This window comes from Agromyces badenianii (assembly GCF_003070885.1).
Classification (GTDB): domain Bacteria; phylum Actinomycetota; class Actinomycetes; order Actinomycetales; family Microbacteriaceae; genus Agromyces; species Agromyces badenianii.
Genome location: NZ_CP028913.1, coordinates 2,894,776 through 2,919,202 on the forward strand (window position 1 = coordinate 2,894,776; position 24,427 = coordinate 2,919,202).

Genomic DNA, 24,427 nt, shown 5'->3' on the forward strand with positions numbered 1-24,427 from the left:
GGCTCGTGGACTTACGGCTTCGGGATGGAGGTGTACGAGTCGGGTCGGCGGTCGCGGTAGAACTGCCAGGCGTTGCGCACCTTCCGGATCATGTCCAGGTCGAGGTCGCGCACCACGACCTCCTCGTCGCTCTCCGACCCGTAGCCGCCGACGATGTTGCCCTGCGGGTCGCAGAACTGGCTCTTGCCGTAGAAGTTCACGGCGAGATCGCCGTACTCGTTGTCTTCGAGGCCGACCCGGTTGGCCGCGGCGACGAAGTACCCGTTCGCGGCGGCAGCCGCCGGCTGCTCGATCTCCCAGAGCCTGTTCGAGAGGCCCGGCTTCGTGGCGTTCGGGTTGAAGACGATCTGCGCGCCGTTCAGGCCGAGCTCGCGCCATCCCTCGGGGAAGTGCCGGTCGTAGCAGATGTAGACGCCGATCGGACCGACGGCCGTGTTGAACACGGGATAGCCGAGGTTGCCGGGGCGGAAGTAGAACTTCTCCCAGAACTTGTCGAGGTTCGGGATGTGGTGCTTGCGGTACGAGCCGAGGATCGTGCCGTCGGCGTCGACGACGACCGCGGTGTTGTAGTAGACGCCCGGCTGCTCCTCTTCGTAGATCGGCAGCACCATCACCATGCCGAGCTCCTTCGCGAGCGCGGCGAAGCGCTGCACGATCGGGCCGTCGGCGGGCTCCGCGTAGTCGTAGTACTTCACGTCTTCGGTGATGCCGAAGTACGGCCCGTAGAAGAGCTCCTGGAAGCTGATGACCTGGGCGCCCTGCGCCTTCGCGTCGCGGGCGAACTGCTCGTGCTTGTCGAGCATGGACTCCTTGTCGCCGGTCCAGGTCGTCTGCGTGATGGCCGCTCGGACGATCGTCATATTGCCTCCTGAGTCGGTCGGCGCCATTGCCGTGCACTCGATGGGCGTGGAACAGAGGTGCTCACCGGGTGGTGCTGTGACGCCGAGGGGGGGGTGCCGCGGACGTCGTCGTCCGGAGCGCTCGAACGGGACTCGCGACCCGTTCTGTTATTGTTCGGCGTGAACATTTCTCTTGTGTTTCACACTGTGACGTTGTGGTTACTTATCTTGTCCCTCGTGTCGTGAGGAGGCAATGGTCGTGTCAGGTATTCGTGCGAATGGATTTCAGGTGACCGATGTTCGGGTCGACGGCGCGGCGCTCATCGCGCTCGCCGAGTTCCCCGAGCCGAGCCCCCGGGGCATCGCGGGAGTGATCGCGCGGCTCGTGAACTCCGGCGAGCTCGCCGCGGGCACCAGGTTGCCGACCGTGCGCGAGCTCGCGAGCGAACTCGGGGTCAGCCCCGCCACCGTGAGCCAGGCCTGGCAGGCGCTCTCGCGCACCGGACTCATCGAGTCGCGTGGGCGGGCGGGCAGCTTCGTGCGCCCGCTCTCGCCGGGCTGGCTCGCCCCGCGCATGCGCGGCATGGCGGCGCCGAACGACCCGGTGCGCCTCGACCTCTCACGCGGCACGCCCGACCCGCTGCTCCTGCCGGCGCTCGGCCCCGCGCTGTCGCGGGTGTCGGCCCGAGCCGAGACCGGCAGCTATCAGGCCGAACCGGTGATCCCCGCGCTCGCGGCGGTGCTCGAGGCATCCTGGCCCTCTGAGGCCGAGTCGATCATGGTGGTCGACGGCGCGCTCGACGCGATCTCGCGCACGCTCGAGCAGCTCGTGCGCTTCGGCGACCGCGTCGTGGTCGAGAGCCCGGGGTTCCCGCCCTTCCTCGACCTGCTCGAGGTGCTCGGCGCCGAGCCCGTGCCGGTGCGGCTCGACGAGCACGGCATGGTGCCCGAGGCCCTCGCGCGAGCCCTCCTGCGGCGCCCGGTCGCGGTGCTCCTGCAGCCGCGGGCGCAGAACCCCACGGGCGCCTCGATGAACGCCGAGCGGGCCGTGGCGCTGGCCCGGGTCATCCGCTCGGCCCCCGACGTCAACGACCTCGTCGTCGTCGAAGACGACCACTCGGGGCTCATCTCGACCGAGGGCGACGTGTCGCTCGGCGGTGCACTGCCGGGCCGGGTGGTGCACGTTCGCAGCTTCTCGAAGTCGCACGGACCCGACCTGCGCATCGCCGCGCTCGGCGGGCCGCGCGACCTCGTCGAGCGCGTCGTCGCGCGACGTATGCTCGGTCCGGGATGGACCTCGCGCATGGTGCAGACGATCCTGCTCGACCTGCTCACCGAGGGCACCTCGATCGACGCCGTCGCCGAGGCGCGCCGCCAGTACTACACCCGCCAGCGTGCGCTCGGCGACGCACTGCGCGCCCGGGGGGTCGCCGTCGCCCCGGCCGACGGCATCAACCTGTGGATGCCGGTGCTGAGCGAACGCTCGGCGCTCGTGCAGCTCGCGGCCGCCGGCGTGCGCGTCGCGGCCGGCACGCCGTTCCTCGCGGCATCCGATGTCGCCGAGGCCGCGAACGGTGCCCGCACGCGCGCGGGCGGCGACTTCGTGCGCGTGACCGTCGGCATGCTGCGCGACGGCACCGACGAGATCGCCGACGCGCTCGCCTCGGCCGCTCACCACGTCGCTGCCGGCGGGTACTGACCGCGGACGTCGACCGGGCGGGGCCCAGCGCACCGGGCGCCTCACCGATCGACGGCGCCCGGCAGCATCCTCGCGTAGTGGTCGGGGGTGATCGTCAGCTCGGCCCGCCCGCCCGTGATCGAGCGCAGGTCGAGCACGTAGCGACCGAGCTCCGCCTCCGGCACGCTCGCCACGATGCGAGCCCGGCCATCGTCGGCGGCCTCCGTGGCGCTGACCCGCCCGCGACGGCCGGAGAGATCGGTCAGCACCGTGCCCTGCAGCTCGCTCGGCACCGTGACCGTGACGAGCGACACGGGCTCGAGCAGCACCGTGCCTGCCTCGGCGAGCGCCGCCTTCACCCCGATCGAGGCGGCCGTGCCGAAGGCCATGTCGGAGGAGTCCACCGAGTGCGACTTGCCGTCGACCAGCTCGACCCTGACGTCGACGACCGGATGCCCCTGCGGCCCACCAGCCGCGAGGGCGTCGCGTGCCCCCTTCTCGACGGCGGGGATGTACGAGCGCGGCACCGCTCCGCCGACCACGGAGTCGACGAACTCGAAGCCGCCCCCCAGCGGCAGCGGTGAGACCCGCAGCTGCACGACGGCGAACTGTCCGTGGCCGCCGGACTGCTTCTTGAGTCGCCCCTCGGCCTCGGCCCGGCCCGAGATCGTCTCGCGGTAGGCGATCGGCGCGGGCCCCGTCGTGACGTGCACGCCGAACACGCGGGCGAGTCGTTCGACGGCGACGGCGACGTGCGTGTCGCCGAGGCCGCGGAGGATCGCCTCGCCTCCCGTGCGGTCGATCACGAGCGTCGGATCTTCGGCGACGATGCGGCCGAGCGAGGTCATGAGCTTCTCGTCGTCGGACTGCGCGACCGGGGTGAGGGTCACCGCGAACACGGGTTCGCGGCGCGGCAGCGGTGCCGGCCGAGCGCTGCCGCCCACGCGCGTCCACAGCAGCGTGCCCGACGGCGACCCCGTGAGCTTGGCGACCGCGCCGACGTCGCCGGCCCGCAGCACGTCGGCGGGCAAGTGGTCGGCTCCGCGCAGACGGAAGAGCCCGTGCAGTCGCTCGTCGGATCCGGTCGTGGCGTTGTGCAGCCGGGCGCTCGGCCGAACGACCCCCGAGAGCACCTTGAACATCGACACCTGTCCGACGAACGGGTCGGCCACGGTGCGGAAGACGTGCAGCAGCGTCTCGCCGTCGGGGTTCGGGGCGACCGCCACCTCGGTGCCGCCCATCACGATCCGGCTGTCGTGGTCGAGCGCCGACGGTGCCAGGGCGCACACGAGGTCGGCGACCCGGTCGATGCCGGTGTCGTTCACCGCGGAGCAGGCGACCACCGGGATCGCTTCGCCGGCGGCCACTTCGCGGGCGAGGGTTCGCTCGAGTTCGGATGCCGCGGGCTCCCTGCCGTCGAGGTACGCCTCGAGCTGCTCGTCGTCGTGCGACACGATCTCCTCGGCGACCTCGACGTGCATGCGGTGCCCTTCGACTTCGGCTGCCCCGGCCGGCAGCGGCTCGTCGTGATGCCGACCCGTGTCGTCGTAGACGAGGGCCCGCTCGCTGAGCACATCGGCGAGCGCGGTGAAGTCGTGCTCCTCGCCGAGCGGCAGTTCGAGCGCCACGAGGCGCTCGCCGAACGCGACGCGCAGCTCCTCCAGCACCCGGCGGAAGTCGGCGCGGGCCCGGTCCTCCTGGGTGATGACGACGATGAGCGGCACGCCGGCCGCTTGCACCGCGGCCCACGCGGACCTCGTGCCAGCGGTCACGCCGTCGACCGCGCTCACGGTCAGCACCGCGACATCCGCCACCGCCAGTGCCGTGTCGACGCTGCCGACGAAATCGGGATGCCCCGCGGTGTCGGCGAGCGTGACGGTCTGCTCGGTGCCGTCGGGCCCGGCCCAGGCCAGGTGGGCGAGGGAGAGCCCGAGGGTCATGCCTCTCGCGATCTCCTCGGGCTCGTGGTCGCCGACCGTGGTGCCCTGCTCGACGCTGCCCGCCCTCGGGATCGCGCCGGCGCGCAGCAGCAGCGCCTCGAGCAGGGTCGTCTTGCCGGAACCCGCGCCGCCCACGAGGGCGACGGCCCGGTGGGTCGGGTTCGGTGCCGAGTTCATGAGGCCTCCCGCGCCGGTGCGGCGTCGTCCCATCGTCCACCCGACCGATCACGACCGCCAGCCCTCTGCGGACTCGACCCGACGAGACGACGGTCGCCGCGCGTACCAGGCGCGCCGTGAGCGCCAGCCCTCTGGCGGTCAGCACGCAGCTCAGCTCGCCGGGAGGAGCCTGACTCCGGCGCGGTCGAGTTCGAGCATCGCCGGCGAAGCGGCATCCGCATCGGTGACGACGCCCGCCACCTCGTCGAGGGGCAGCACCCGGTACGTCGAGGCCGCGCCGATCTTCTCGGTGCTCGCGAGCACGTAGGTCTCGGCGGCCGAGCGTGTGAGCGCTCGCTTCATCGCCGCCTCCTCCGCATCGCCCGTGGTGAGGCCGGCCTCGGCGTGCACCCCGGTGACGCCGAGGAAGAACAGGTCGGCGCTCACATCGCGCAGCGCCTCGACGGCGATCGCGCCGCACGTGACCATCGAGTGCCGGTAGACGCGGCCGCCGATGAGCTGCAACTCGATGTGCTCGTGCTCGGCGAGCGCCACGGCGATGGTCGGGCTGTGCGTGATGACGGTCGCGTGCAGCGAGCGCGGCAGCGCGCCGACGAGGGCGAGCGTGCTCGTGCCGCCGTCGAGCAGCACGGTCGCGCCTGGTTCGATGAGTGCGGCGGCGGCCGCGGCGATGCGGTGCTTGCTCTCGGGCTCGATGCGGGTGCGCGCCTCGTAGGGTTCGACGGCCGGTGAGGCCGGCAGCGCTCCCCCGTACACGCGCTGACAGAGGCCCGCCGCCGCGAGTTCGCGGAGGTCGCGGCGGATCGTGTCCTCGGAAATGCCCAGATCGGCCGCGGCATCGGCGGCCACGATGCGGCCGTCTCGCTGCAGCAATTCGAGCAGCAGTTCACGGCGTTGCGCTGCCAACATGCACGTTCCTCCTTGTTTCTACACATTCTTGCACGTTATGGTGGCCGACATGTCGAAACCACTGCTCATTCTCATCGCCGGCCCCTACCGCTCGGGCACCGATGGCGACCCCGCCCGCATCGCCCGCAACCTCGAACGCCTCGAAGCGGCCTCCTGGCCGATCTACGAACGCGGCCACGTGCCGATGATCGGCGAATGGGTCGCGCTGCCCATCCTGCGCGTGGCGTCGACGGATGCCTCGGGCCCCGACGCATCCGCTGCGCCCACCGACGCCGCGCCCGTCGAGGGCGACGTCATGTACACGACCGCCCACCGCCTGCTGCAGCACTGCGACGCCGTGTTGCGCCTCGAGGGCGCCTCGCACGGCGCCGATCAGGACGTGCGCATCGCGGAGGCCAGGGGCATCCCGGTGTACCGCTCGATCGACGAGATCCCGGTGCTGGAGGCCGCGCCGGTCGCCTGACTCCGTTGCCGCCGGACCACTCGTATCGCACCGGACCGCGGATATCCACGGTCCGGTGCGATACGAGCGGTCCCGATGCGGGCTCGCACTCGGCCGTAGGGTGGCAGGGTGCAGATCACGGTGCTCGCGGGCGGTGTCGGAGGCTCGCGCTTCGTGCGCGGCGTGCGCGAGGAGTGCGCCCGGCGCTGGCCCGACGGCGAGGGCGGCACCGAGGCATCCGTCACCGTCGTGGTGAACACGGGCGACGACCTCTGGCTCGCCGGCGTGCGCCTCATGCCCGACTTCGACTCGCTGCTCTACTCGCTCGCGGGCGTCAACGACACCGATCGCGGCTGGGGCCGTTCCGGCGAGACCGAGCGCGTCGCAGCCGAGCTGCGCGAGTGGGGCGTGGGCTGGCCGTGGTTCACCCTCGGCGACCTCGACCTCGGCACCCACCTGGCCCGCACGGCATGGCTTCGCGAAGGGGCGACGCCCTCCGAGGTGGCGCACCGCCTGCAGCGGCGCTGGCCGCTCGGCGTGCAGCTGATTCCGGCGACCGACACCGAGGTCGACACGCACGTGCTCGCCGCAGACGCCGACGACCCGACGGGCGAGCGCGAGATGCACTTCCAGGAGTGGTGGACGAGGTACCGCGCCGCCTTGCCCGCGGTCGCATTCCGGCAACGGAATATCGACGTGGCCCGGCCGGCCCCCGGGGTCGTCGAGGCGATCGTCGGCGCCGACCTCGTGCTCGTCGCACCATCGAACCCCGTGGTCTCGATCGGCACGATCCTCGCCGTGCCCGGCATCCGCGAGGCACTCGGCGAGACGCACGCCCCCGTCGTCGGCGTCTCGCCGATCATCGGCGGCAAGGTCGTGCGCGGCATGGCCGACGCGTGCCTCAGCGCGATCGGCGTCGAGACGAGCGCCGAGGCCGTCGGCCGGCACTACGGCTCGCGGTCGGGCGGCGGCCTGCTCGACGCCTGGCTCGTCGACGACGCGGATGCCCCGGCGGCGGCAGCACTCGAGCAGAGCGGGTTCACCGCGGCATCCGCCCCGCTCTGGATGCACGACCTCGACACCTCGGCGGCCCTCGCCGGCGCGGCGTTCGACCTGGCGCGCCGCGGTTCGGCACGGCCGCTCGACTGAACGCGCGGCGCGCCCTCGCGAGACGGGTCGCTGCGGCCTAAGATCGTCGTAGACCGCCGGTGTGTTTTCACCGGTCGTGACGGCCCGGGATTGGGCTGCGTGTCGCCGATGTCATCGGCACCCCTTCACGCCTACCCCCCGGAGATCACATGCCGTTCACCCGTTCCCTCCTCTCTGCCCGCTCGTCGCGGCATCGCTCGCGTTCCGGCGTGGCCGTCGCCGCCGCAGCGGCCGCACTCCTCCTCACGGGCTGCGCCGCCACCGCCCAGGCGGGCGACCCGGATGCCTCGGATCAGGCGGATGCCGCGGCATCCGCCTACCCGCTCACGATCGACAACTGCGGCACCGAGGTGACCTTCGAGTCGGCGCCCGAGCGCGTCGTGACGATCAAGTCGTCGACCCTCGAGCTGCTGCTCGCGCTCGGCCTGGAAGACCGCGTGATCGGCTCGGCCTTCAGCGACGGGCCGGCGCCCGAGGCGTTCGCCGACGCTGCGGCCGGCATCGACGTCCTCTCCGAGAAGGTGCCCTCGCAGGAGGCGACGCTCGCGGCCGAGCCCGACCTCGTCTTCGCCGGCTGGGAGTCGAACCTGTCGGCCGAGGGCGCCGGCGACCGCGCGACCCTCGCGAAGCTCGGGGTCGCGAGCTACGTCGCACCGGCCGCCTGCAAGGGCGAGGGCTACATGCCGAACCCGCTCACCTTCGACGAGGTCTTCCGCGAGTTCGAGGAGGCCGGCGAGATCTTCGGCGTTCCGGATGCCGCGGCCGAGCTCGTCGCCGAACAGCAGGCCGAGCTCGAGGCGATCGAGCCGAACGCCGACGGACTCACCGCCCTCTGGTACAGCTCGGGCGACGAGACGCCGTTCGTCGGCGCGGGCATCGGCGCCCCGCAGATGATCATGCAGGCCGCCGGTCTCGAGAACATCGCCGCCGACGTGGCCGACACCTGGACCTCGATGGGCTGGGAGGCGATCGTCGATGCGAACCCCGACGTGATCGTGCTCGTCGATGCGGCCTGGAACACCGCGGAGCAGAAGATCGCGCACCTCGAATCGAACGCCGCGACCGCGGCCCTGCCCGCCGTGCAGGCGAAGCGATACCTCGTGGTCGACTTCCCGGCGACCGAGGCCGGCGTGCGCAACGTCGGAGCCGTCGCCGCGCTCGTCGAGCAGCTCGGAGCCCTCGGCTGATGAGCGAGCGTGTCGTCTCCCGTCGGGTTCGGGCCGCTTCCGGCCCGGATCGGCGGGATGCGACGCGCTCACCCACGGCCGGCACGCCCGGCACGCGAGGCACGGGCGGCACGCGAGGCACGGGCGGACGCACGATCGCGTGGGCCGTCGCGCTCGGCGTGCTGCTCGTGGCATCCGTCATCGCGGCCGTGACCATCGGGCCCGCCGGGCTCGCGCCGACCGATGTCGTCGCGAGCGTGATGGCGCACCTCGGACTCGGCGAGCCGACCCTCACCCCGCTGCGCGACGGCATCGTCTGGGAGTTGCGGATGCCCCGCGTGCTCACCGCCGCCGCGGTCGGGGCCGGCCTCGCGCTCTGCGGCGCGGTCATGCAGGCGCTCACCCGCAATCCGCTCGCGGATCCGTACCTGCTCGGCCTCTCGTCTGGCGCCTCGGTCGGGGCGGTCGTCGTGATCGTGCTCGGCGTCGGCCTGCTGCTGCCGTTCGCCGCGTTCGCGGGGGCGCTCGCCGCGCTCGTCGCGACGCTCGCGCTCGCGGGGGCGGCGGGCCGAGGCGGGCAGGGCGGGGCGGGCGCAGGCGCAGGCGGCGGCGTGGGCGGCGGCCTCACGCCGACCCGCACGGTGCTCGCCGGACTCGCCGTCTCGGCGATGTTCGGCGCGATCACGAGCCTCGTCATCTTCTGGAGCGCCACCGGCGACAGCTACCGCGAGATCCTCAACTGGTTGCTCGGCTCGCTCGCCGGCACCGACTGGGTCTCGGTCGCGATCGCGGGCGGCGCACTCGTCGTCATCGGCATCCCGCTCATCACGAGCGCCCGAACCCTCGACGCCTTCGCGTTCGGCGACGCCGCCGCCTCGGCGCTCGGGGTGCACGTCGGCCGCAGCCGCACGCTCCTGCTCGGCGGCACGGCCCTGCTCACGGGGGCGCTCGTCGCCGTGAGCGGTTCCATCGGTTTCGTCGGGCTGATCCTGCCGCACGCGGTGCGGCTGCTCGTGGGGTCGCGCCATCGCGCCCTGCTGCCGTTGTCGGCACTCGCCGGTGCGCTGTTCCTGGTCTGGGCCGACACCGCCGCCCGCACCCTCTTCGACCCCCGCGAACTGCCGGTCGGCATCATCACCGCGCTCGTCGGCGGACCGGTCTTCGCCCTGCTGCTCATGCGCAGGAGGGTCTCGTGACCGACGGACTCGATCTCTCGCGCGTGCGCTTCTCGCGCGCCGGCCGCCTCGTGGTCGACGACGTCGACATCACCGCGCCCGAGGGCTCGCTCGGCGCGCTGCTCGGCCCGAACGGCGCCGGCAAGTCCACGCTGCTGCACCTCATCGCGGGCATCGAGCGAGCGGATGCCGGTGCGCTCGCGTTCGCCGGCCGGGATCTCGCCGCCCTGCGCCGCCGCGACCGGGCCCGCCGGGTCGCGCTCGCCGAGCAGGAGACGCACGACTCCCCCGAGCTGCGGGTCGACGAAGTCGTCGCGCTCGGGCGCACCCCGCACCTCGGCCCGTGGGCCGGGCTCGGCGATCGAGACCGCCACGTGGTCGCCGAGGCGATCGCCGCGCTGGGGCTCGAGCCGCTCGCGGCACGCGAGTACGCGGCACTGTCGGGCGGCGAGCGCCAACGCGTGAACCTCGCCCGGGCCCTCGCGCAGGAGCCCGAGTTGCTGCTGCTCGACGAGCCCACGAACCACCTCGACGTGCGCGCTCAGCTCACGAGCCTCGAGCTCCTCCGCTCGCTCGCCTCCGCCGGATGCACGGTGCTCGCCGCCCTGCACGACCTCGGCCTCGCGGCGGCGTACGCCGACCATGTGATCGTGCTCGACGGCGGACGGGTCGTCGCGGCCGGCGCCCCGGCAGCGGTGCTCCAAGCGGGGTTGATCCGCGACGTCTGGGGCGTCGAGGCCGAGGTGCTCGAGCACCCGGCGACGGGCAGGCCGCTCATCGCGTACTCGGGCGTCGCGACGGGGAGCAACCGCGCACCCGTGTGACGTCCCGCGGCGTGAGCCGCGGCATCCGTCACGACAGGATGTCCTTCGTGAGGAAGCGGCCGGAGGCGAGCGCACCGAACACGAGCACGTATCCGGCCTGAAGCACGGCGTTGTCGAGGAACGAGTCCCACACGGGCGGTTCGCGCAGCAGGTCGCCGAAGTCGAGCCAGTAGTGCGTGAAGAGCCACGGATGCAGCCACTCGAGCTGCGGCAGCGCACCCACGATCTGCGCGGCGACCGCGAGGATGGCCGTCGCCGCCATCGCCCCGACGGGCACCGTCGTGAGGGTGGAGAGAAACACGCCGATGGCCGACATGCCGAGCAGTGACACGGTCACGTACGCGGCGATCGCGAGGAAGCGCAGGAGCCCGTCGCCGATGCCGACGGTCGCCCCCGAGAGGAGCGTGACCGGCCCGATCGGAAAGAGCGCCCAGCCGATGAGGGTGCCGACCACGACGACCGTGAGCGTCGCCGCGACGCAGAACACCGCGGCGGCGAGGTACTTGACGAACAGCAGGCGAAGGCGTCCGGCGGGGGCGAGGAGCAGGTAGCGGAGCGTGCCGTGGCTCGCCTCCCCCGCGATCGCGTCGCCCGCGACGACGCCGATCGTGAGCGGCAGGAACAGCGGGATCGCCACGGTGATCGCGGTGACGCCGACGAAGAGCCCGTTGTTCGTGATCTGGTCGAGGAACGCCGGGCCCCGGCCGTCGGGTGAGTCGCCCGCGACCCGGAGCGCGACGGCGATGAGGATGGGGATGAGCGCGAGCGCGCCGAGGAGCGCCCACGTGCGACGGCGTCGGAACAGGGTCAGCAGTTCGGAACCGAGGAGCGAGATGCCGCCGCCGCCGGTACGGGCAGCGGATGCCTCGATGCCGACCCGGCTCGCCGCGGCATCCACTGCCGTGGACTCACTGGACAACGTCGAACCCCTCGCCGGTGAGCTCCACGAAGCGCTGCTCGAGGTTCGCATGCACGGTCTCGAACCCGCGAACCCGCACGCCGGCCGCGACGAGGGCAGCGACCACGGATTCCGGGGCGGCCGATCCGAGCCGGGCGACCACGACCTCGTCGGCGGCCGCGACCTCGCCTGCGGCCGCGGCAGGGGTGCCGGCGCCGGGGGCGTCGATGACGAGCCCCGACCCGATGAACACCTCGCGAGCCGCCTCGACGTCGGGCGTGCGCACGAGCACGCGCGTCTCGCCCTCGTCGCGGAACTCGTCGAGCGTGCCCTGCGCCACGAGGCGGCCGGCGCTCATCACCCCGACGTGGGTGCACACCTGCTCCACCTCGGCGAGCAGGTGGCTCGACACGAAGACCGTGGTGCCGTCGCCCGCGAGCGAGCGGATGAGGGCGCGCACCTCTCGCGTGCCCTGCGGATCGAGCCCGTTCGTCGGCTCGTCGAGCACGAGCAGCCGACGCGGCATGAGCAGGGCGTTCGCGAGGCCGAGGCGCTGCTTCATGCCGAGCGAGTACGCGTGCACCTTCTTCTGCGCGGCGTGCGAGAGCCCCACCCGATCGAGCGCCGTCGCGACCCGATCCGAACGCGACCGTCGAGGCGCCCGCCGGTCGGCGGCATCGAAGCGATGCAGGTTCGCGGCACCCGAGAGGTACGGCGAGAACGCCGGCCCCTCCACGAGGGCGCCGACGCGCGGCAGCACCGAGTCGACGCGGCGGGGCATGTCTTCGCCGAGCACGCGGGCGCCGCCGGCGCTCGCCGCGACGAGGCCGAGCAGCATCCTGATGGTCGTCGTCTTGCCAGAGCCATTCGGTCCGAGGAATCCGTAGACCGCGCCCTCGGGCACTGCGAGGTCGAGGCCGTCGACGGCGAGCTGCGAACGGAAGCGCTTGGTGAGCCCGTGCGTCTCGATCGCGAGTGCGGTCACGCCGGCGCCCGTCAGCGACCGTCGGCGGCGACGTCGAGCAGGCGATCGGGCGTCACCGCACCGGCGAGCACGCGGCCGTCTGCGGTGAAGAGCACGGTGACGAGCGAGGTCGAGAGGATGCGCCCGCCCTCGACGGCCTCGGTGAAGGTCTCGAGCATCGCGGATGCCTCGGCGCCCCGGCCTGCCGCGCTCATCGGCAGCTCGACCACGGTCGACCAGCCGTCGCCGTGCACGATCGGCTGCGGCATCCGCTCGCCGGACGGGTGCGACCCAGCCTCGGCCTTCCACTGCTCGAGCTCGGCGACGGTCGGGATCGGCACGGCCTGCTCGGTGACCGCGGTGCCCTCGGGCGGGGTGAACGCGAACACCGAAGGATCGGGCGCGTCGAAGGAGATGTCGGTGAACGCGACGCGGAAGGCGGGCTCGTCGGAGCCGCGCGCGGTGATCGACGCGCCGAGGGCGACGCCCGTCGCGCCGTCGATCGCGACCGCCACCTCGCCGACGAGCGTCGCCGTGTCACGCGGCGTGAGCACGAGCTCGTAGACCTCGCGCCCGGCGACCCGCGCGTCGGTGCCGACCGTCACCTCCGTCGTCTCGTCGAGCCGGGCGAGCGCCTCGTCGAGCACCTCTTCGGGAGTGGGCATCGGTTCGCCGAGCTCGGCCTCGAGCTGTCGCCTCGCCTCGTCGCCGTGAGACTCGGCGTCGGCTTTCAGTGCGTCGAGGGCGGCCGTGTCGACCGTGAGGTGCGTCGCCGCGCGTTCGGCGGAATCGTAGATCCAGGCTTCGGCATCGCCGAGGTAGACGTTGCGCTCGGCGAGGCGATCGAGCACCTGCAGGCGAGCGTTCGAGCCGTCGACGTAGACGCGGGCGGTGTGCGAGCCCGTCGCGAGCGAGACCAGGTCGTCGAGATCGGACGCGGATGCCTCTGCGCCACCGCCGCCGGCGGCGTTCGGGGCGCCCATCGCACCGGTGAGACCCGACAGCTCGGGCAGCCCGAGCTCCGACGTCTGCTCGACGGTGCCCGAGAGCGCCTCGACGTCGCTCGTGCCGGCGAACTCGAGGAGCTCGGCCGGGGAGAGGTCGGGCAGGTCGACCGCCGCGTTGGCCGAGAGCGGCACGAGCACGACGCCCAGACCGATCACGATCGGCGCGGCAACGGCGGGGATCCAGCGGCTGAGCCTGCGGGAGGCCCCGGACTCTCGGGGGCGCATGTGCTCAGGCTACGCCTGCCCGCGGCATCCGGAGCCGATCTGTGGGCAACACTCAGGATCACCGATCCCGGGCACTCGAGCTGCCCGCCGAGACGGTGCCGGCCGAGCGGGCACCGTCTCTCGGCTCAGAGCGCCCGCAGTCGCGGTGCCAGGTCGCGCGCGAAGAGCTCCTGGAAGCGCGCCTGGTCGTGCCCCGGCGCGTGGAAGACGAGGTGGTTGAACCCGGCGTCGACGTAGGTCTTGACCCCGGCGACGACCTCGTCGGGGTCGCTGCCGACGATCCAGCGCTTGGCGATCTGCTCGATCGGCAGCGCATCGGCGGCGCGCTCCATCTCGATGGGATCGGTGATGTCGTGCTTCTGCTCGGCCGAGAGCGAGAGCGGCGACCAGAACCGCGTGTTCTCGAGGGCGGCCGTGGCGTCGGTGTCGTACGAGAGCTTGATCTCGATCATGCGGTCGAGGTCGTCGTAGGAGCGACCGGATGCCTCGACGCCCGCCTGCACCGCGGGAATCAGCTGCTCGGTGTAGAGCTCCATGCCCTTGCCCGAGGTGCAGATGAACCCGTCGCCGGCGCGGCCGGCGTACTTCGCGACGGTCGGACCGCCGGCGGCGATGTAGACGGGCACGCCGCCCTCGGGCCGGTCGTAGATCGAGGCGTCGTGGGTCGAGTAGTACTCGCCCTCGAAGTTCACCCGGTCGCCGGTCCAGACCGCGCGCATGAGTCGCACGGCCTCGCGGAGCCGCGCGAAGCGCTCCTTGAACTCGGGCCACTCCTGCTCGCCCGCCCCGCGGAACCCGGTCGCGATCTCGTTGAGCGCCTCACCGGTGCCGAAGCCCGCGATGACGCGGTCGGGGTAGAGGCAGCCGAGGCTCGCGAAGGCCTGCGCGAGCACCGCCGGGTTGTAGCGGAACGTCGGGGTCATGACGCTCGTGCCGATCTTGATGGTCGAGGTGCGTTCGCCGACGGCCGCGATCCAGGCGAGCGAGAACGGTGCGTGGCCGCCGTCGTGCCGCCACGGCTGGAAGTGGTCGCTCGTGAAGACGGATTCGAATCCGTTGCCTTCGGCTGCGACCGCGATCTCGACCAGCTCGCGCGGCGCGAACTGCTCGGCCGAGGCCTTGTATCCGAGTGTGAGCGTCATGTTCCGATCCTCCCACGATCAGCGTAGCCGGGGCCGGCACGACGTGCAAGAACGTTTTAGCAGCTACGAGGACTTTGGAGCGCTCGCGCCGCCGCGCAACGGAATGCGCGAGGCCGCGGCACTCGTCAGCGGGCCGACGCCGAGCTCGAGCGCGTCGGCGAGCGCGTCGATCGTGTCGACGTCGCGCGTGAGGCCGGCGGATGCCTCGAGCTCGACGAATCCGGCGGCGGCATGGCGCGCCGCCGAGTCGGCACCGAAGTGCGGCCGCAGCACCGCGCCGCTCGACGCGGTCGCGAGGGTCGTTCCGGTGCCGTCGGCGTCGCGCACGAAGGCGAGCGGATGCCGCGCAGCCGCGTCGAGCGCGGCATCGAGTTCTTCGGGCTTCAACGCCGGCAGGTCTCCGAGGAGCACGGCGACGCCCTGCGCTTCGAGCTCATCGCCGCTCGCCCCGGCATGGGCGATGCCGTACTCGATGGCGCGGGTCAGGCCCCGCGGCCGGTCGACGGGCTCTGGCACGAACTCGGCCTCCCCGGCGAGCGACGCATCGTCGCCCACCACGACGACGCGGGCGACCGAGCGGGCGGCGAGCGCGGCGGCGATCGTGTCGAGGGCGAAGGCGCGGGCGAGCGCCTCCCGCTCGACGGTCGGCACCGCCACGGCGAGCCGGGTCTTCGCGCCGGCCGGCGCCTTCACGGGGATCACGACGGTCCACGCGGCGGTCGGCACCGCGGCATCCGCTGCCCGGTTCATGCCCGGAGCCCCGGCAGCACCTCACGACCGAAGACCTCGAGGAACCGGGCCTGGTCGCGACCCGCGTTGTGCAGGTAGATGCGGTCGAACCCGAGGTCGAGGTGGCGCTGGATGTCGGCGCGGTGCACGTCGGGGTCGGCGGAGACGACCATGCGGCCGGCGAAGTCCTCGGGGCGCACGGTGCGGGCGAGCTGCTCGAACTCGAAGGGCGAGCGGATGTCGCCGCGCGGGATGCGCAGCCCGCCGATCGGCCACTCGGCGAGCGCGTTGCGCATCGCCTGCTCGTCGGTTGCCGCCCACGACAGGTGCAGTTGCAGCACCCGGTGCAGGCGCGCGGGGTCTCGACCGACCTCACGGGCCCCCTCGCGGAAACGGGTGAGCAGGGCCGCGAGCTTGTCGGTGGAGGCGCCGGTCGTGATCATGCCGTCGACCGTGCGGCCGGCGCGCTTGGCGGTCACCGGGCCGGAGGCGGCGACGAGGATCTCGGGAGCAACCGGCGGCATCGTCCAGAGCCGCGTCGCCTCGAGCTTGAAGTGCGGGCCGGAGTGGCGCACGTCGCGCCCGGCGAGCGATGCGGAGAAGAGCTTCTTGATCACGTCGACCGCTTCGAACATGCGGTTGATGCGCTCGGGCGCCTCGGGCCAGTACGGCCCGACGACGTGCTCGTTCAGCGCCTCACCCGAACCGAGCCCGAGCCAGTGGCGCCCCGGGTGCATCGCCCCGAGCGTCGCGCTCGCCTGGGCCACGACGGCCGGATGCATCCGGAACCCCGGAGTCGTCACGCCAGGGCCGAAGTCGCCGCGCGTGCGTTCGCCGATCGAGCCGAGCACGCTCCAGACGAACGACGACTCACCCTGCGCCGGGATCCAGGGCTGGAAGTGGTCGCTCGCCATGACGCCCGTGAACCCGTGCGACTCGGCGAGCGCGCTGAGCGCGACCGCCTCGGCGGGCGGAAACCGCTCGAGCATCGCGGCGTAGCCGATGTGTGCTGACACGCCTCTATCCTCGCGGGTCGGCCGTCGCAACGGGGCGGTTTCGCGGGCGGAACCCGTTCGTCATTCCGACGCCGCGACCGCAGCCTCGGCCTGCGACTCGTCGAAGCCGTCTCGATAGCCCTCGTTGTACGCCTCGTCGGCGCCGAGCCGGAACAGGTCGCGCTCGGCCGGCCGCTGGATGGACCGCGCCCCCGGCAGGTCGAGATCGCCGACGAGGTGGCCGAGCCCGCGCACGACGGCGACCGGCACTCCCGACGACTTGCCCTTGACGAGTTCGGCCGCGCCCGCGATCTCATCGGCCACGCACGGCATCGTGACCGAGAGCGGCTTGCCCGAGGCATCCGTCGAGCCGCGCAGGTCTTCGAAGACGTGCACGCCCGCCGCGCCGATCGCGAGGTCGGTCTGACCTTCGCGCCACGGCCGGCCGAGCGTGTCGGAGAGGATGATGCCGACGCGGGCGCCGGTGAGGGCGCGGATGCCGGTGGCGAGCGCCCGCGCCGAGGCGTCGGGATCGATCGGCAGCAGCAGCACCGTGCCATCGGGGGCGTTCGAGGCGTCGACGCCGGCCGCGGCGCCGATGACGCCCTGCCGGTTCTCGACGATGCGGGTCACGCCGCCGTCGAACTCGCGGCTCGCCACGACGCGCACGGTCTCGTCGGTGATGGCCTGCTCACGGTCGGCGGCCTGCACGATGCGCCCCTCGGCCTTCGAGACGATCTTCGAGGTGATGACGAGGATGTCGCCGTCTTCGATGTCGGTCGCGGCGGCGATGAGCGCGGCGAGGTCGGCGCCGCCCGCGATCTCGGGGAGGCCCTCGACGCCTTCGATGCTGAATTTCACGGCCACCCCCGGATTCGCGTACTCCGATCTTCGCAGCTTCGCCCCCCGGGCCGCCAGGATGGCACTGCGTTACGATCGCGTATGGCCATCGATCCCGCAGCCGACGATCGCGACGGCGGTCGCGACGACGGCCGCGATGACCGCCGCGACGAGACGCGAATCGAGCGCCTCGACCGCAACTGGGGCGACATCCTGCAGGAGCTCCGCGCGGTGCAGACCGGCACGCAGATCATCACGGGATTCCTGCTCGCTGCGGCGTTCCAGCCGCGCTTCAGCGAGCTCGACGGGTATCAGCTCGTGCTCTACCTCGTGCTCGTCGCGCTCGCCTGCTTCGCGACCCTGCTCGGGCTCGCGCCCGTGATCCTGCACCGGCAGCTGTTCGGGCTCCAGCAGAAGGAGCGGATCGTCAAGCGTGGCGACCTGCTGCTCCGAACGCACCTCCTGGTCGCGTCGCTGCTCGCGGCGGGGGTCGCGGGGCTCATCTTCGAGTTGGCGCTCAATCGCACGGCGGGCTTCATCGCCCTCGGCGTCGCCCTCGTGATCGCGGCGGTGCTCTGGGGCGTGGTGCCGAGGCTCGCGTCGAGGCGACCGTAGCCGCCGTTGCGTGACAGCCCGCCCGAATAGGCTTGGGGCATGCGCATCGCCACCTGGAACGTCAACTCGATCCGCGCCCGATCCGGTCGCGTCGTCGATTGGATGGTGCGCGAAGACGTCGACGTGCTCGCCATGCAGGAGATCAAGTGCAAGCCCGAGCAGTTCCCGGTCGAGGCGTTCGAAGAGGCCGGCTACGAGCTCGCGATCCACGGCCTGAACCAGTGGAACGGCGTGGCGATCGCGAGCCGCACGCCGATCGGCGAGGTCGAGACCTCGTTCCCGGGCATGCCCGGCTTCCTCAAGGGGCTCGAGGGCCCCGACCAGCCGCAGGAGGCGCGCGCGATCGGCGCGACCGTCGGCGGCGTGCGGGTGTGGAGCCTCTACGTTCCCAACGGCCGCTCGCTCGGCGACCCGCATTACACCTACAAACTCGACTGGCTCGCCGCACTCACGGAGTACGCGCGCGCCGAGACATCCGCTCGGCCCGAGGTGCCCTTCGCGCTCATGGGCGACTTCAACATCGCTCCGCTCGATGAAGACAACGGCGACCCGGCGGTCGTCGAGGGCCTCACGACGCACGTCTCGCCGGCCGAGCGGCAGGCCTTCTTCACGCTCGAGAACGCCGGGGTCACCGACGTCGTGCGCCCGCGCATCCCCGAGGGCTACACCTACTGGGACTACAAGCAGCTGAAGTTCCCGCGCAATGAGGGGCTGCGCATCGACTTCATCCTCGGTTCGGCGGCGTTCGCCGAGGCTGTGACGGATGCCTCGATCCACCGCAACGAGCGCAAGGGCGACGCCCCCAGCGACCATGTGCCGGTGCTCGTCGAACTCGCGCTCGGCGAAGACGACGACGACCGGCCGATGATCTTCTAGCTCGCGCGAGGGCAGGCCGCCTGCACCGTTCCCGGCTCCCAGCCGGCGACGGTACCCTCGAACACGTGACCACCACCGATCGACCCACGGGCGATCCGTTCACCGACGTGACGCTCGGCGGGCGCTACCGCCTCGACGGCCTCATCGGCCGTGGCGGCATGGCGAGCGTGTACCGCGGCAGAGACCTTAGTCTCGGGCGGTCGGTCGCCGTGAAGATCTTCGCCGAGACGGCCGAGGGCATCGACGACGTGGCCCGGCGTCGCTCCGAGACGGCGCTGCTCGCGAGCGTCGAGCACCACGCGCTCGTGCGCCTGTACGACGCGGCGCGCGACGAGGCGAGCGGCCGCGAGTACCTCGTGATGGAGTTCGTCGACGGGCACGACCTCGGGCAGGCGCTGCGGCTCGGACCCCTCAGCCCATCGGATGCCGCGGCGCTGGCCACCGACCTCGCCGAGGCCTTGCACGTGATCCACGAACGAGGCATCGTGCACCGCGACGTGAAGCCCGCGAACGTGCTGCTCGCGCCGGCGCTGCTGCCCACTCGCACGTGGAACGCGAAGCTCGCCGATTTCGGCATCGCCCGGCTCATCGACGATGCCCGCCTCACCCGCGCCGGCACGGTCGTCGGCACCCCCGGCTACCTCAGCCCCGAACAGGTGACCGGAACCGCGCCTGGCACCGCGGCCGACGTCTACTCCCTCGGGCTGGTGCTGCTCGAGGCGCGCACGGGCCGGACGGCATATCCCGGGCCGGCCGCCGAGTCGGCGCCAGCCCGGCTCTCGCACGATCCCGAGATCCCCGAAGCGCTCGGCGGCGAGTGGGTCGCACTGCTGCGCGCCATGACCGCCCGCGAGCCGGCTGCCCGGCCGTCGGCGCTCGAGGTCGCGATGACGGCGAGCCGGCTCGACGGGTCGGCGCGGCCGCTCGCGCGTCCAGTCGCGCCACCGGCGGCGGCTTCGGCGTCGGCGTCGGCGTCGGCCGACCCCGCGGCGACCGAACCGCTCGAAGCATCCGACGCCCCCACCGTGGTGCTGCCGGCCGAAACCGGAGCCAGAACCGGAACCGGAACCGGAACCGATGATGCGGTCGCCGCCCGCGCGGTCGCCGCCGCGATGCACTCGGCGCCGCGCCCTTCGCGTCGTTGGATGCGTCCGGCGATCGCCGTGATCCTGCTCGCCGTCATCGCGGTCGGCGCGGTGCTGCTCGTGCCGCCCGTCGTCGCGAGCCTCACCGACCCGCCGACCGCACCGGCCGAGCCGCTGCCGAGCCTGCCCGGGGAGCTCGGCGTGCACCTCGAACAACTCGACGAAGCGGTGACCCCATGATGCGACTGCGATCCCGTACGGCGCTCGGCGCCGCATTCCTCGCCGCCTCGCTCGCGTTGGGCCTCACCGCCTGCGGCCAGTCCGCCGAATCGATCGGTGCAGAGCTGCACGCCTCGGTGGTGCAGGTCGCCGAGCGTGCCGCCTCCGGCGACTACGTCGGTGCGATCGCCGAGCTCGCACTTCTCGAGAAGGATGTGAATGCCGCCGTCGACGACGGCACGATCGGGGCCGAGCAAGCGCAGGAGATCCGCGAGGCACTCGCGCTCGTGCAGGCCGACCTCGAAGCGGCCGAGATCGCCACCACGCCCGCGCCGACGCCGGTGGCGCCGGTCGACGACAGCGGTCCCGGGAACAGCGACGGGAACGGCAACGACAAGGGGAACAAGGGCGACAAGGGGAACAAGAACGACAAGGGCGAGGGCAACGACGACGACTGACGGGTGCGTAGTCTCGGAGGCATGCCTGCCCTCACCGTTCCCGGCGCCGAGCTCCACTACGAGTCATCCGGCCACGCCTCGGCCCCCGCGTTGCTGTTCGTCCCGGCGGGCATCGCGACCCTGCGCATGTGGGACGCTCAGGTCGCGGCCCTGGCCGAGCATCATTTCGTGGCGACGTTCGACCCGCGCGGCTTCGGCGCCACCCGGCACGACGAGGCCGTGCCGTTCGCGAACCACGCCGACGCCCTCGCCGTGCTCGATCACCTCGGCATCCCTGCGGCGACCGTGATCGGTGCGAGCCGCAGCGGCAGGATCGCGCTCGACACCGCGCTCGCAGCACCCGACCGGGTGAGCGGCGTGGTGACCGTGGGCTCCGTGCCGAGCGGCTTCCCCGAGCTGCCGCTCCCCGAGGAGGAGCAGCGACGCTTCGACGAGATCGATGCCGTCGACCCCGCCATCGATGCTCCGCTCCTCGCGCGACTCGAGACGACGCTCTGGGCGGCGGGTCCGCGGCGGACCGAGTCCGAGCTCGACCCGGAGTTCGTGCGGCTGGCGCACCGACTGAACGCCCCCAATGTCGCGCATGCCGCCGACGAGGGCACCACCGTGCCGCTCGAACCGCCCGCCTACGACCGGCTCGGCGACATCCGCGTGCCTGCGCTCGTCACGGTGGGCGAGTACGACTTCAGCACCGAACTCGCGGCCTACGACCACCTGCTCGCGAACCTGCCGAGTGCGACGGGCCTTCGCCTCGAGGGCACCGCCCACCTGCCGAGCGTCGAACGGGCCGAGGAGTTCACGCGCGTGCTCGCCGGCTGGCTCGAACAGCACGGGCTCTGAGGCAGCGGAAGGTCAGCGGCGCCCGGTGAACCGCTCCATCGAGCGGTAGACGCCGAAGCCGTCGCCGACGACACGGTCGAACAGGCGCGTCGGCAGGAGCCCTCGCAGCGCACGTGACAGCCCGACGCTCCACGGCAGCTCGAGCAGGGGTCGCCCGTCGAGCATCGCGCGCCAGACCCGGTCGACGACGTAGTCGGGGTCGAGCACCGGGGCGAGCAGCGGCCCGCGGGCGCCGGCGAACATGCCGGTCGAGATGTAGCTCGGCGTGACGGTGGTGACCTTCACGTTGCCGTGGTCGGCCTGCTCGAGCTCGAGCCGCAGCGAGTCGCTCCAGCCGATGAGCGCCGCCTTCGACGCGGCGTAGACCGCCATGCGCGGGTTCGCGAGCGTGCCGGCCGCCGATGCGATGTTCACGATGCGCGCGGGCCGGTAGGCGTGGGCGATCATGCCGGGCAGGAACTCGCGCGTGATGTACATCGGCGCGAGCGCGTTCACCTGCATCGTCGGCCGGGTGTCGTCGCCGTTGTCGGTCTCCCAGAAGTACCGGTTGCCGCGCACGATTCCGGCGTTGTTGATGAGCACGTCGGGGTTGCCGACGTCTTTGCGCACCTTCTGCGCGGTCTTCGCGATCGCGCCGAGATCGCCGACATCGACGACGAAGGACTGGATGCGGGTGCGCCCGCGCGAGATCGCGCCGAGCTCGTCGACCGTGCGCGCGAGGCCCGCGGCGTCACGATCCCACAGGGTCACGGATGCCGCGTGCTCGGTCACCGCCCGTTCGGCGTACATGCGGCCCATGCCGCCGGCCGCTCCCGTGATGAGGACCTTCGCGCCACTCGCCGTTCTCGTCATCCCCCCATTTTCACGCACGCGGACGCCCTCGACGAACGCGTCGCTTCGCGACATCCGGCGCCGAATTCTCGCGAAGATCGGCGGAACGTGTCGCCTTCTCGGCGACGCGATCACCAGGGCGCGTCGACCGTCGGCATGAGCGCGCGAAGCTTCGCCACTCCGTCGGCGAAGCATGCATCGAACATCTCGGTCGCTGACAGTTCGTCGCCGTACTCCCCGATCAACCGGAGTCCGACGATCGTGTTGATGAGCATGCCGGTGGCCATGAACTCGCGCGCCTCCTCTTTCGAGAAGCCGGCCTCTTCGCGCACGAATCGCCAGATCTCGCTGAACCCCGTGCGCGCCGCCTGCCCGATCACCGGCTCGCCGCCGAGAGCGGTCGAGTTGGCGATGACGGGGAGCATGCCCCGCTCGGCGAGCAGGCCGGTGTACGCGGTGCCCATGCGTTCGGCTCGGCTCTCCACCGGGCCCGGCAGCGCCGCACGGAACTCGGCGAGCAGTCGCCGGTACGCCCGCTCGATGACCTCGACGAAGAGCTTCTCCTTCGTTCCGAAGAGCCGCACGACATAGGGCTGGCTGACGCCGGCCGCCCGCGCGATCTCGTCGGTCGTGGTGCCGACGTAGGTCTTCGCGCCGAAGACCGCCGTGGCGGCCGTGAGGATGAGCTCGCGCCGGTCGGCGGACCTCATGCGCGGGGCGTGGGCGACATCTTCGACGGACATGCTTGACATGTTATCAGTCGATTACTACTCTCCAAGTAATCATCCGATTACAACTGAGGAGCATGCCGTGTCCACCACGCTCGAGGCAGCAGTCCCGCTGCGCACCCGTCGCCCGAGCCCGCTCTGGCTCGTGCTCATCGCCACCGCCCTGCCGATGTTCATGGCGACCCTCGACAACCTCGTCATGACCAACGCACTGCCCGTACTGCACTCCGACTTCGGGGCATCCGTCGAAGAGCTGCAGTGGTTCATGAACGCCTACACGCTCGCCTTCGCGAGCACGATCCTCATGGCCGTCGCGCTCGGCGACCGGTTCGGTCGGCGCACGGTCTTCGTCATCGGCATCGTCGTGTTCACGCTGAGCTCCGCCCTCGCGGCGCTCGCCACAGACCCGGGCCAGCTCATCGCGGCGCGCGCCGCCCAGGGCTTCGGCGCCGCGGCGATCATGCCGCTCTCCCTCACCCTGCTCGCCGGCGCCGTGTCGCCGGCCCGGCGACCGCTCGCCATCGGCATCTGGGGCGGCGTCGCCGGCCTCGGGGTGGCGACCGGCCCGCTCATCGGCGGCGCCGTCATCGAGGGCTGGGCCTGGCAGGCGATCTTCTGGATCAACGTGCCCGTCGGCGTCGTCTCGGTCGCACTCGCACTGCTCGCCCTGCCGAACGGCTTCGGCGCGCGGCTGCGTGCCGACGTCGTCGGCCTCGTGCTCTCCGGCCTCGGGCTGCTCGCCCTCGTCTACGGCATCGTGCGCGGCAACGACGCGGGCTGGTCGAGCTTCGAGGTGCTCGGCAGCCTCGTCGCAGGCGGGGTGCTGCTGCTCGCCTTCCTGGTCTGGGAGGCACGAACTCCCGCACCGCTCCTGCCGCTGCGGCTCTTCCGCGACCGCAGCTTCACCGTGGCGAACCTCGCTGGATTCGGGTTCAGCTTCGGCGCCTTCGGCTCGATCTTCATCCTCATCCAGTTCCTGCAGGTCGTGCAGGGCGCGAGTCCGCTCGAGGCGGCCCTGCAGACCTCGCCATGGACGCTCGCCCCCATGGTCGTGGCGCCGCTCGCCGGCGCATTCGCCGGCCGCATCGGCACTCGCGCACTCATCGTGGCCGGCCTCCTAGCGCTGTCGGGGGCGCTCTTCTGGCTGACGCAGCTGCTCGAGCCCGGCACCGAGTACTCGGCGTACATCGCACCCTTCATCGTCGCCGGCGTCGGCATGGGGCTCGTCTTCGCCCCCTCGGCGACCGCGGTGCTCGCAACCATGGCGCCCGACGACCATGCCAAGGCGAGCGGCACCAACTCGATGCTGCGCGAGATCGGCGTCGCCCTCGGCATCGCCGTCTCGACCGCGGTGTTCACGGGCGCCGGCGGCGCGCTCACGCCCACCGAGTACGGCGCGGGCGCGCAGCCGGCGGTCGCGGTCGGCGCCGCCGTGCTGCTCGCATCGGCGCTGCTCGCTCTGCTGCTGCCGGCCGGCCGAGCCGCGCCGGCCGTGATCGCGGCCACCTCGCGGGAGGGCGAGCTCGTGCACTGAGCCGGGCGCCGGCGCGGTGCTGCGTGCCGCAGCGATCTTCGCCGTGGATTCTTGCGTCCACGCAAGAATCCCGCGCCGGGGCACAACCAATCGCGGAGGCCCGGCTCGTAGCCTTGATGATGTCGGCGATTCGCGCCGCACG

The 24,427-nt window shown here is 72.2% G+C and carries 24 protein-coding genes; 12 read left to right on the top strand and 12 right to left on the bottom strand.

All coding sequences use genetic code 11. The features are described 5' to 3' along the window. Positions 1-11: 11 nt before the first annotated feature. On the bottom strand, positions 12-860 hold the full coding sequence (locus DCE93_RS13610; RefSeq protein WP_108596349.1) for a nitrilase-related carbon-nitrogen hydrolase: 849 nt from the start codon (positions 858-860) through the stop codon (positions 12-14). A gap of 268 nt (positions 861-1,128) precedes the next feature. On the opposite strand from DCE93_RS13610, the gene DCE93_RS13615 reads away from it, so the two are divergent. Continuing rightward, positions 1,129-2,538, top strand: a complete 1,410-nt coding sequence (locus DCE93_RS13615) for an aminotransferase-like domain-containing protein (protein WP_244284183.1) — start codon at positions 1,129-1,131, stop codon at positions 2,536-2,538. A gap of 41 nt (positions 2,539-2,579) precedes the next feature. Here the strand turns inward: DCE93_RS13615 and DCE93_RS13620 are convergent, their stop codons facing one another. Together DCE93_RS13620 and DCE93_RS13625 are read right to left on the bottom strand one after the other, a co-directional pair. After that, on the bottom strand, positions 2,580-4,634 hold the full coding sequence (locus DCE93_RS13620; RefSeq protein WP_108596351.1) for an elongation factor G: 2,055 nt from the start codon (positions 4,632-4,634) through the stop codon (positions 2,580-2,582). A gap of 150 nt (positions 4,635-4,784) precedes the next feature. After that, complete coding sequence (locus tag DCE93_RS13625) at positions 4,785-5,543, bottom strand: DeoR/GlpR family DNA-binding transcription regulator (RefSeq protein WP_108596352.1); 759 nt, start codon at positions 5,541-5,543, stop codon at positions 4,785-4,787. Between the two features lie 49 nt (positions 5,544-5,592). On the opposite strand from DCE93_RS13625, the gene DCE93_RS13630 reads away from it, so the two are divergent. The 5 genes from DCE93_RS13630 to DCE93_RS13650 all read left to right on the top strand — a co-directional run bounded on the left by DCE93_RS13630 (position 5,593) and on the right by DCE93_RS13650 (position 10,299). After that, positions 5,593-6,006, top strand: coding sequence for a DUF4406 domain-containing protein (locus DCE93_RS13630; RefSeq protein ID WP_108596806.1), 414 nt, complete (start codon positions 5,593-5,595; stop codon positions 6,004-6,006). A 108-nt stretch (positions 6,007-6,114) separates the two neighbouring features. Then, positions 6,115-7,134 carry a 2-phospho-L-lactate transferase gene (cofD, locus tag DCE93_RS13635; RefSeq protein WP_108596353.1) on the top strand — a complete coding sequence of 340 codons (1,020 nt, stop codon included), beginning with the start codon at positions 6,115-6,117 and terminating at the stop codon, positions 7,132-7,134. Positions 7,135-7,343: 209 nt separating this feature from the next. After that, positions 7,344-8,321 carry a putative F420-0 ABC transporter substrate-binding protein gene (locus DCE93_RS13640; protein WP_338027581.1) on the top strand — a complete coding sequence of 326 codons (978 nt, stop codon included), beginning with the start codon at positions 7,344-7,346 and terminating at the stop codon, positions 8,319-8,321. Beyond that, a complete protein-coding gene (locus DCE93_RS13645; RefSeq protein ID WP_108596355.1) occupies positions 8,321-9,496 on the top strand; it encodes a putative F420-0 ABC transporter permease subunit in 1,176 nt (391 codons plus the stop codon). Before DCE93_RS13640 ends, DCE93_RS13645 begins: the two co-directional genes overlap by 1 nt. Beyond that, positions 9,493-10,299, top strand: a complete 807-nt coding sequence (locus tag DCE93_RS13650) for an ATP-binding cassette domain-containing protein (RefSeq protein ID WP_108596356.1) — start codon at positions 9,493-9,495, stop codon at positions 10,297-10,299. Before DCE93_RS13645 ends, DCE93_RS13650 begins: the two co-directional genes overlap by 4 nt. A 28-nt stretch (positions 10,300-10,327) precedes the next feature. Here DCE93_RS13650 and DCE93_RS13655 read toward each other — a convergent pair whose 3' ends face one another. The 7 genes from DCE93_RS13655 to cofE all read right to left on the bottom strand — a co-directional run bounded on the left by DCE93_RS13655 (position 10,328) and on the right by cofE (position 17,126). Next, positions 10,328-11,170: an ABC transporter permease gene (locus tag DCE93_RS13655; protein WP_244284302.1), complete on the bottom strand. Its 843-nt coding sequence runs from the start codon at positions 11,168-11,170 to the stop codon at positions 10,328-10,330. A gap of 37 nt (positions 11,171-11,207) precedes the next feature. Then, positions 11,208-12,182 carry an ABC transporter ATP-binding protein gene (locus DCE93_RS13660; RefSeq protein WP_235825167.1) on the bottom strand — a complete coding sequence of 325 codons (975 nt, stop codon included), beginning with the start codon at positions 12,180-12,182 and terminating at the stop codon, positions 11,208-11,210. Between the two features lie 11 nt (positions 12,183-12,193). Beyond that, positions 12,194-13,393, bottom strand: coding sequence for a LolA family protein (locus tag DCE93_RS13665; protein WP_146185010.1), 1,200 nt, complete (start codon positions 13,391-13,393; stop codon positions 12,194-12,196). A gap of 125 nt (positions 13,394-13,518) precedes the next feature. Continuing rightward, positions 13,519-14,535, bottom strand: a complete 1,017-nt coding sequence (gene fgd / locus DCE93_RS13670; protein ID WP_108596359.1) for a glucose-6-phosphate dehydrogenase (coenzyme-F420) — start codon at positions 14,533-14,535, stop codon at positions 13,519-13,521. Positions 14,536-14,598: 63 nt separating this feature from the next. Beyond that, on the bottom strand, positions 14,599-15,285 hold the full coding sequence (cofC, locus tag DCE93_RS13675) for a 2-phospho-L-lactate guanylyltransferase (RefSeq protein ID WP_108596360.1): 687 nt from the start codon (positions 15,283-15,285) through the stop codon (positions 14,599-14,601). Then, positions 15,282-16,280, bottom strand: coding sequence for a TIGR03557 family F420-dependent LLM class oxidoreductase (locus DCE93_RS13680; protein WP_268876720.1), 999 nt, complete (start codon positions 16,278-16,280; stop codon positions 15,282-15,284). Before DCE93_RS13680 ends, cofC begins: the two co-directional genes overlap by 4 nt. A gap of 60 nt (positions 16,281-16,340) precedes the next feature. Next, positions 16,341-17,126: a coenzyme F420-0:L-glutamate ligase gene (cofE, locus tag DCE93_RS13685; protein WP_108596361.1), complete on the bottom strand. Its 786-nt coding sequence runs from the start codon at positions 17,124-17,126 to the stop codon at positions 16,341-16,343. Between the two features lie 75 nt (positions 17,127-17,201). On the opposite strand from cofE, the gene DCE93_RS13690 reads away from it, so the two are divergent. The 5 genes from DCE93_RS13690 to DCE93_RS13710 all read left to right on the top strand — a co-directional run bounded on the left by DCE93_RS13690 (position 17,202) and on the right by DCE93_RS13710 (position 21,192). Beyond that, on the top strand, positions 17,202-17,714 hold the full coding sequence (locus DCE93_RS13690; RefSeq protein ID WP_108596362.1) for a DUF6328 family protein: 513 nt from the start codon (positions 17,202-17,204) through the stop codon (positions 17,712-17,714). A 39-nt stretch (positions 17,715-17,753) separates the two neighbouring features. Further along, on the top strand, positions 17,754-18,590 hold the full coding sequence (locus DCE93_RS13695; RefSeq protein ID WP_108596363.1) for an exodeoxyribonuclease III: 837 nt from the start codon (positions 17,754-17,756) through the stop codon (positions 18,588-18,590). Positions 18,591-18,655: 65 nt separating this feature from the next. Next, complete coding sequence (locus DCE93_RS13700; protein ID WP_108596364.1) at positions 18,656-19,915, top strand: serine/threonine-protein kinase; 1,260 nt, start codon at positions 18,656-18,658, stop codon at positions 19,913-19,915. Then, complete coding sequence (locus DCE93_RS13705) at positions 19,912-20,352, top strand: hypothetical protein (protein WP_108596365.1); 441 nt, start codon at positions 19,912-19,914, stop codon at positions 20,350-20,352. Before DCE93_RS13700 ends, DCE93_RS13705 begins: the two co-directional genes overlap by 4 nt. Before the next feature lie 21 nt (positions 20,353-20,373). Next, on the top strand, positions 20,374-21,192 hold the full coding sequence (locus tag DCE93_RS13710) for an alpha/beta fold hydrolase (protein WP_108596366.1): 819 nt from the start codon (positions 20,374-20,376) through the stop codon (positions 21,190-21,192). 12 nt (positions 21,193-21,204) lie between these two features. Here the strand turns inward: DCE93_RS13710 and DCE93_RS13715 are convergent, their stop codons facing one another. Both DCE93_RS13715 and DCE93_RS13720 read right to left on the bottom strand, forming a co-directional pair. Then, positions 21,205-22,044 (bottom strand): SDR family oxidoreductase, encoded by an 840-nt coding sequence (locus DCE93_RS13715; protein WP_108596367.1) that lies wholly within the window; start codon positions 22,042-22,044, stop codon positions 21,205-21,207. Between the two features lie 110 nt (positions 22,045-22,154). Next, entirely contained in the window at positions 22,155-22,775 is a 621-nt protein-coding gene (locus DCE93_RS13720) for a TetR/AcrR family transcriptional regulator (RefSeq protein ID WP_108596368.1), read from the bottom strand. Between the two features lie 145 nt (positions 22,776-22,920). Between DCE93_RS13720 and DCE93_RS13725 the strand changes: the two genes are divergently transcribed. Next, complete coding sequence (locus tag DCE93_RS13725; protein WP_420836978.1) at positions 22,921-24,285, top strand: DHA2 family efflux MFS transporter permease subunit; 1,365 nt, start codon at positions 22,921-22,923, stop codon at positions 24,283-24,285. The last annotated feature ends 142 nt before the right edge of the window (positions 24,286-24,427 follow it).

Bases quoted from the DNA above. Each gene is read 5' to 3' on its own strand.
- DCE93_RS13610 (WP_108596349.1), bottom strand. From the start codon at position 860: ATGACGATCGTCCGAGCGGCCATCACGCAGACGACCTGGACCGGCGAC.
- DCE93_RS13620 (WP_108596351.1), bottom strand. From the start codon at position 4,634: ATGAACTCGGCACCGAACCCGACCCACCGGGCCGTCGCCCTCGTGGGC.
- DCE93_RS13625 (WP_108596352.1), bottom strand. From the start codon at position 5,543: ATGTTGGCAGCGCAACGCCGTGAACTGCTGCTCGAATTGCTGCAGCGA.
- DCE93_RS13630 (WP_108596806.1), top strand. From the start codon at position 5,593: ATGTCGAAACCACTGCTCATTCTCATCGCCGGCCCCTACCGCTCGGGC.
- DCE93_RS13645 (WP_108596355.1), top strand. From the start codon at position 8,321: ATGAGCGAGCGTGTCGTCTCCCGTCGGGTTCGGGCCGCTTCCGGCCCG.
- DCE93_RS13665 (WP_146185010.1), bottom strand. From the start codon at position 13,393: ATGCGCCCCCGAGAGTCCGGGGCCTCCCGCAGGCTCAGCCGCTGGATC.
- fgd (WP_108596359.1), bottom strand. From the start codon at position 14,535: ATGACGCTCACACTCGGATACAAGGCCTCGGCCGAGCAGTTCGCGCCG.
- cofC (WP_108596360.1), bottom strand. From the start codon at position 15,285: ATGAACCGGGCAGCGGATGCCGCGGTGCCGACCGCCGCGTGGACCGTC.
- DCE93_RS13690 (WP_108596362.1), top strand. From the start codon at position 17,202: ATGGCCATCGATCCCGCAGCCGACGATCGCGACGGCGGTCGCGACGAC.
- DCE93_RS13695 (WP_108596363.1), top strand. From the start codon at position 17,754: ATGCGCATCGCCACCTGGAACGTCAACTCGATCCGCGCCCGATCCGGT.
- DCE93_RS13705 (WP_108596365.1), top strand. From the start codon at position 19,912: ATGATGCGACTGCGATCCCGTACGGCGCTCGGCGCCGCATTCCTCGCC.
- DCE93_RS13710 (WP_108596366.1), top strand. From the start codon at position 20,374: ATGCCTGCCCTCACCGTTCCCGGCGCCGAGCTCCACTACGAGTCATCC.
- DCE93_RS13715 (WP_108596367.1), bottom strand. From the start codon at position 22,044: ATGACGAGAACGGCGAGTGGCGCGAAGGTCCTCATCACGGGAGCGGCC.
- DCE93_RS13720 (WP_108596368.1), bottom strand. From the start codon at position 22,775: ATGTCAAGCATGTCCGTCGAAGATGTCGCCCACGCCCCGCGCATGAGG.
- DCE93_RS13725 (WP_420836978.1), top strand. From the start codon at position 22,921: ATGTTCATGGCGACCCTCGACAACCTCGTCATGACCAACGCACTGCCC.